This is a genomic window from Adlercreutzia mucosicola DSM 19490, assembly GCF_000422625.1.
In the GTDB taxonomy this organism is placed as follows: Bacteria; Actinomycetota; Coriobacteriia; order Coriobacteriales; family Eggerthellaceae; genus Adlercreutzia; species Adlercreutzia mucosicola.
Genome location: NZ_AUGK01000015.1, coordinates 1 through 6,256, shown reverse-complemented (window position 1 = coordinate 6,256; position 6,256 = coordinate 1). Strand labels below are relative to the sequence as shown.

At 68.9% G+C, this 6,256-nt stretch carries 4 protein-coding genes; 2 read left to right on the top strand and 2 right to left on the bottom strand.

What is annotated here, in order from left to right; genetic code table 11:
* The coding region (locus G503_RS16985) for a hypothetical protein (RefSeq protein ID WP_202805175.1) at positions 1-2,545 on the bottom strand (2,545 nt) is incomplete at its 3' end.
* 673 nt (positions 2,546-3,218) lie between these two features.
* Here G503_RS16985 and G503_RS0109275 point away from each other — a divergent pair.
* Together G503_RS0109275 and G503_RS14625 are read left to right on the top strand one after the other, a co-directional pair.
* On the top strand, positions 3,219-3,464 hold the full coding sequence (locus G503_RS0109275; RefSeq protein ID WP_035022684.1) for a helix-turn-helix domain-containing protein: 246 nt from the start codon (positions 3,219-3,221) through the stop codon (positions 3,462-3,464).
* 5 nt (positions 3,465-3,469) lie between these two features.
* A complete protein-coding gene (locus G503_RS14625; RefSeq protein ID WP_051191093.1) occupies positions 3,470-4,732 on the top strand; it encodes a HipA domain-containing protein in 1,263 nt (420 codons plus the stop codon).
* Between the two features lie 257 nt (positions 4,733-4,989).
* On the opposite strand, the gene G503_RS14620 is transcribed toward G503_RS14625, so the two are convergent.
* On the bottom strand, positions 4,990-6,256 hold a 1,267-nt coding region (locus G503_RS14620), incomplete at its 5' end, for an isopeptide-forming domain-containing fimbrial protein (RefSeq protein WP_035022681.1).

Genomic DNA, 6,256 nt, shown 5'->3' with positions numbered 1-6,256 from the left:
ACAGCGACCCCTTGGCCCCGTTCGACGCCTCGATCGTGTAGCGGATGCGGTCGCCCGGCTGCGTCGGGCCGTTCGGGTGCGTCAGGTTCTCGGCCTTCTTGGCGAGCTTCGGCGCGGGTGCGATGGCGGGGTCCGGCCGCACCGCTACCTCGCTTTTGGGCACGTCTCCCTCGGAGGGGTCGGCGCTCTCCAGGTAGTTCTTCGATGGCAAGTAGCGGACGGACACCTGATGGGTCTCGCCCGGCGCCATCAGGTCGCCCACGGCGAACGACCACGACACGACGGTGTGCTCGCGGCCGTCGGCGTCCCGCTCCACGTGCGCGTTGGCCGGCAGCGTCGTTCCGTCGGCCGCCGTCGAGGGCGAGAAGCGTATCTCCACGGCATCGCCCGCGGGCTTGCCGTCCACGTACAGCTGCACTTTGCCCTCGGGCGCCTTGCAAGTGGGGGCGGTGGGCGTTCCGTCGTCGAAGACGCCGCTCGTCACGTCGGCCTCCAAATTCAGCATTTTGGAGGGGTCGGACGGGTCGGCGGCGTCCGCCCCGTTGGCCCACGTCGCCTTCACGGACGTCACCTTCGAGGGAGAGGGCTTGATCTCGCACCAGCCGGTGGCGCGGTGCCCCCAGTAGCTGTCCTTGAACCCAGCGGTGTCCGACCACTGCGACGAGTCCATGGTGAATTTCATCACCCCCACGTCGGCGGGCATCGACGTAAGCGGCTTGCCGTTGGCGTCGGCGGACACCTCCGGGCCGGTGGGGCTGCCGCCGCGCTTGTCGTAGGGCTGGTACTTGTACGTCACCTTGGTCGGGTCGGTCAGCTCCTTGCCGTCGCTCACGCGGTTGCCATTGGCATCCATTGTCAACCCGGTCAGCGGGGGCTTCTGCGCCGCCAGGTCGAATGTCTCGAACCCGGTTCCGTCGTAGTGCTTGGTGAGCGAATCGAGGTAGGAGGCCGGCAGCTCGAAGTCGATGTAGCGCTTCAGCACGTCGCCGCCCTGGTCGGTGGCGGGGTCGCGGAACAAGGGCTCGATCTTCTGCTCGGCGCCGTTCTTGTCGATGTAGGACAGCTCGACGGCGATCTCCTTCTGGATGGCGCTCTTCGGCAGCCACAGATACAGCTTGCCCTCGTCAAAGGTAGTGGGCGCTCCGTAGGCGTAGGGCTGGCCGCCTACGGTCAGGCTCCAGGTCTTGATGACGTCGTTCAAATCGTCGTCGGTGATGCCCGTCTCGGCGTTGCGCTTCTCGATCTCCGAGGTCAGGTTCACGGTCACCTTGAACACCTTGTTGGGATCGTCGGGGTCGCTCGGGTCGTATCCGTCGGCCAGACAGGCGTCGTTTCCCCATGCCGTGCCGCCAATGCCGTCGAACTTGTAGGTGTCGTTGCCGTTGGAATCTGTTCCGGTTTGCGTGCAGTTTACCGAGCCTCCGGTGATGACCAGATAGCCGCCCTTTACTCCCAAGTCGAACTGGTAAGACTCCGAAATGGAGGTGTCAGGCAGGAGCGTTCCTCCGGTCACGCGGATGACATGGCCATTGCTGGAGCCAGTGCAGCCGTCGCCGAAGGCGTTGCCGTGGTTGGGCGCCTTCGGCGCGATGAACCCTCCGTTGATGTTGATGTCGCCCCCTGTGACAAAGGCGAGGAAGGTGCTTGCGTCAGCGGTGTCGGGCGTGTGGAAGGCATCGGGCCACAGCATGCCGTTGTTCCGCGTGGGCAGGTAGTAGGTGCCGCCGCCGATGGCGGCGCCGTGGCACTGGCCTTCGGCATACACGGCGCCGGCGTTGAAGGTAAGGCCCGTAATGCCTCCGCAGTTGCCTCCGCCGATGCCCGCAGCCTGATAGTGGCTACTGCTGCTGTTCACCCAGGTCATTGTATGCTGATATGCTCTGACGCTGATGTTGCCCCCGTTGACGGTGAGATGGCCTGCCGATTCACGATTCGTACCTCCGATGCCGGCGGCATTGCAGCCGCCCCATACCTCCAGGGCACCGGGGTCGGCGCTGCTGAGCTTGGAGATTGGATCGCCGGCAAAAAGCTGGGTGCCGTTGGAGAGCGTCTGTTGCTGGCCGATAGCCCCGTTCACAGGTGCTATCTCGTTTGTTTGATCATGGACGTTGCCACCTGGTTTGGTGGTGTTGCGCACGGAGTCGTCGATGACGAGGACGGATGTCTCGCCCAGGCGGATTCCGGCGCCGTTGTTTCCGGCACCGTCGTGGGCCTTGAGGAGATTGTCGCTTCCGTCGGCCAAGGTGATGTGACAGCGGGTGGGATTGGTGGGGTTGAGTCTGTCCTGACCGATATTGGTCATGATGTTGAACGGCATGCGGTGGACGATGTGGACGCTCGCGAGCGTAATGTCCGCGTGGACAGTGGGGTTCACCTGGATGCCCGTGGCACCTGGCGCGTCCTTGCCGTGGTCGGCGGCATCCGAGAAGGTGAGGGGCGTTGAGGTGAGCACCTCAACCACATCCGATGTGCCGTAATCGGCTCCGTTGTACTGCACGGCGCCCGGCGTGTAGACGAAGTCGGTGCCGTAGGCCCCGCCCTTCACGCGCAGGTCGCCGCAGGTGACCCAGCCCTGCGCGTCGGGGGTCGGGTCGGCGAGGGGAGCGGCGGAGAGGGGCAGCCCCGCCTCGGCGAGGGCCTGTGCTACGGGGTCGTCCGCGCCGTCGGGCGCCGCGTCGGGAGCGGCATCGGGTTTTTCGAAAGAGGGAGAAGGGGAGCCCGCGTCGTCGGGGCCCTGCGGCCGGCTGTCGGGCGGATCGACATCGGTCGGGGCGGTTTCGCCGGGGTCGGCAGCGTCGGCTACCGGCTCAGAAAACTCGATGGGGGGGGGTCTCTGTGATTTGGGCCTCCGGGGCGGCGAAGGCCGCCGCGGGAGCCATCCCGCAGGCGAGCGCGGCCGCCAGGCCCAGGCGCAGAAGCGACCCCCGTCGCTTCTCTCTCATGGTGGTTCTCCTTCTCTCGCAGGTCGGCGCGCCCTCTCCGGACGCAGAGCTGTTGCCGACCTATCAGCGTACCGTGGCCGAATATACCCCTTCGGCCCGCTTTCCGCAACACCGGGCGCTGCGGCTGGGGCTGGGGGCGGCGGTGGAACCGGGAGGGGCGCTGGTCATTTCTGTACCTATGCGTAAGATTCTGACTGAAGCCTGAATTTCTTACGTATAGGTATGATACTATGTACTCCAGCAAACTCATTACCCATACGTAAGAAACGAGGCATCATGGACATAAGCCGCGATCAGATCATGGCCCAGGGGGTGCGCGTGACGGAGGGGGCTGCGCTGGGGGCGGCGCTCAGGAGCCGCCGCAAGAGGCTTGGCTACACCCAGGAAGATCTCGCGGACATGCTGGGCTTCAGCCCGCGGCTGGTGGGGGAGATCGAGCGCGGCCGCGGCACGGTGGGGATCGACAAGGTGCTCGCCTTCGCGACGGCCCTAGGCATCGACGTCGTCGCGTTCGAGAGGTGAGTGCCATGAAGGACACCGAGCTCGTGGTCTACCGCGAGTATTTCGGCCGCTTCGAGGAGGTCGGCCGGGTGGCGCCCGCGGGCGACGGGATAGGCTTCGCGTATTCCGAAAGCTATCTCCAGAGCCGTACGGCGCAGTCGATTTCCCAGGCCCTTCCCCTGCGGCCGGGGGCGTTCTCCGCCAGGGAGACCGAGTCGTTCTTCAACGGCATCCTGCCCGAGGGGAGCATGCGGCGCAGCTTGGGCCGCGCCTTTCACGCCGATATCGACGACGTGGGCGCCTTCATGGCCCGCCTGAGCGACGAGTCCGCCGGGGCCCTGGTGTTCGGCGAGGGGGAGGAGCCCCTTCTGGGGGGCCGCAGCTATGCGCCCCTGGGGGATGACGACCTCGCGCGCTTCGCCGAACGCCCGAGGGAGTTCGCCCCGCAGGCCGCCAGCCGCTCGAGGCTGTCGCTGGCGGGGGCGCAGATGAAGATCGGCCTCTTCTTCGACGCCTTGTCCGGATTCTGGTTCTACCCGCAGGGAGCGGCTCCGTCCAGCCATATCGTGAAGGCGTGCGACGGCAGTTTCCCCGACCAGACGGTCAACGAGGCCATCTGCATGCGGACGGCCGCTGCTCTGGGATTCGATGTGGCATCATGCCGCCTGATTCCCGTTTCGGGCCAGGAGCCCTTGCTTGCCGTGGAGCGGTTCGACCGCATCGACGTGGGCGATGCGTTTTTGCACCGCTTGCACCAGGAGGACTTCCTCCAGGCTTTGCCAGACTACTTCGACAAATACGAGCCCACGGACGGGAACTACGCGAACCACTGTGCCTGGGTCGTGAACGAGGGAAGCTGCAACCCGTTCGGGGACAGGAGGCTGCTGTTCTCGCGCCTGCTTCTGGACTGGGCGCTGGGAAACGCCGACAACCATCTGAAGAACCACTCGATGCTGTGGAGCGAGGACTGGTCGTCGCGGGAGCTGTCGCCGCTGTACGACCTTACGTGCACGACGGTCTACCCCGAGCTCGACCGGGAGATGGGCGTGTCGTTCGGCGGCTCGCGCCGCATCGACAATGTGAGGATGGAAGATGTCGTGGCGACCGCCCGGTCGTGCGGCGTCGGCGCCCGTTATGCCCGCGACGAGCTGGAAGAGTTGATCGAAGCGTTCCCGGCGGCCCTGCGCGGGGCGGCCGTCGCCGTCGCCGAGGAGGGCTTCCCCCAGGCGGCGGACGTGGGAGGGCGGATTGAGGAGGGCTTTCTGGGGCGCCGCGACAGCTTGCGGTAGGGGGCGGCCTTCGTGGGAGCGGGCTTCAGCCCGCCCGCAGCTGGGACCTACCCCGCAGGGCGGCTGAAGCCGCCCCTACGAGGACCGTCCGATTGTGTGCGGCCCCGTAGGGACGGGCTTCAGCCCGCCCGGGAGCGGAGGATCTCGCGTCCCGGGCCGGCGGCCCTACCGCTCCCGTCGGCGGCGGCCGGCCAGCGAGAGGGCCGCGCCGGCCAGGGCGGCGCCCCTGCGAATAGTCGGGAGGCGTCCCGCGCCTCCTACCGCGTCCGGCGCCGGCGGCTCGCCAGGGCGAGGGCGGCCGCCGCGAGCGCGCCGGCGAGGGCGGTGCCGGCGATCGCGGCCAGGGCGTCGCCGGTCTGGGCGAGCTTGTGGGCGATGGTGGTGCGCTCGTCGGCCTCGCCGTCGATGACGCCGCCGAGCCGGTCGACCCCCGGCGGGTAGGCGGGGTCGGAGACGACCCTGCCGTGCGACTTCTCGTATGCGCCCCAGCCGCCGGGCGGGTCGAAGGGGGCCCCGGGCTCGGGCGACTCCCCGTCGGGGTCCCACGCGGAGGGCGGCGTGCCCAGGCCGACCGCCACGTTGCCGATGTCGGCGCCCACGGCGGCCCCCGTCACGAGCGCGTCGAAGGAGAGGACGGCGGCCTGGCCGCCGTGGAGGTGGCCGCATGCCACGGCCAGGACGCGGGCGGCCGGGTCGTAGGCGCGATCGTCCACGGCGACCTCGGTGCCGTCGGGCAGCGTCAGGCGCAGCGTGCCCGCCACGGGCTCCAGCCCCTCGGGCACGTCGTCGCGGATGACGGCGTCCATCCAGCTGGTGCCCGCCCCCTCGTTGGAGAGCGCGATCTCGTAGCGCACCGTGTCGCCCACGTGGGTGGTCCCGTCCCCGCGGGAGAGGTTCTCGGCGGTCTTCCCGATCGCGATGTCGCCCTCGCCGGGATCCTCGCCCACCAGGGTGGGAGGGGTCGCCGGCGGCGAGAAGGCCTCGGGCTCGCCCGCCGGGGGCTCCGCGGGCCCTCCGGGCTCGGGGGCCTCGGGCCGTGTGCCGGGGTTCTCGGAGGGCACCTTGCCGTGGCCGAGCGCGATGTTGGCCACGTTGGCGCCGAGGGCCGCCTCGCCGACCGTGCACTCGAAGGTCAGCACGGCCCCGTGGCCGCCCCACAGGTCGCCGCAGGCCACGGCGACGGTGCGGCTGCCCCTGTCGTAGGCCGCGTCGTCCACCGCGACGGGCTTCCCGCCGTCCACGGCCAGGCGGATGCTGCCCGGCACGGGCTCCATGCCCACCGGCAGCGGGTCGGATATGGCGGCGCCCATGAGGCAGCTGTCGGCCGGCCCGGCGTTCGAGAGCTCGATTGCGTAGCGCAGGCGGTCCCCCAGGTGCGTCACCTTGGCGCCGGGGGCGGTGAGGTTCTCCACGCTCTTGGACACCCGCACGTCGGGGTCGGCCGGGGCCACGGTACCGCCCCCGGGAGGCGTCGCCGGGTCGGTGTCGGGCGGGGCCACGGGCCCCACGTCGGGGCCGTCCGGG